Below are 286 nucleotides of genomic sequence, written 5' to 3'. Positions count from 1 at the left end.
GGTCTGCCACCGCTGCCAGAAAGCGTCGATATGCTCAAAACGCTCGTCCAGCGGGGTGGCGTTTACCGGGTATTTAGAGAACGCGATCGCGGTGGCCAACGTGATGTCCGAGAAGGTCGGTTGGTCTCCGCCGAGCAGCCACGCCCGCCCGTCAGCAAAATGCCGGTCGACCAGTGCAGCATGCGCAAGGGCCACCTTGCGCGAATGCTCACCCCATGAGGGGTTGTGCGTCAGTTCCAGCTTGGGCCCGAGACCTTGGTGAAGGACGTGGAAGGCGGTGACGATC

Annotated in this window: 1 protein-coding gene; it reads right to left on the bottom strand. The window is 62.6% G+C overall.

The annotated features are described in order from the left end of the window. Nucleotides 1-286 (bottom strand): glutathione S-transferase C-terminal domain-containing protein (locus OXR00_RS19625; RefSeq protein WP_267389914.1); only part of this gene is annotated, 286 nt, incomplete at both ends.

It is taken from the genome of Sphingomonas sp. GC_Shp_3 (genome assembly GCF_026540945.1).
In the GTDB taxonomy this organism is placed as follows: domain Bacteria; phylum Pseudomonadota; class Alphaproteobacteria; order Sphingomonadales; family Sphingomonadaceae; genus Sphingomonas.
This window is presented reverse-complemented; position numbering and strand designations above follow the sequence as displayed.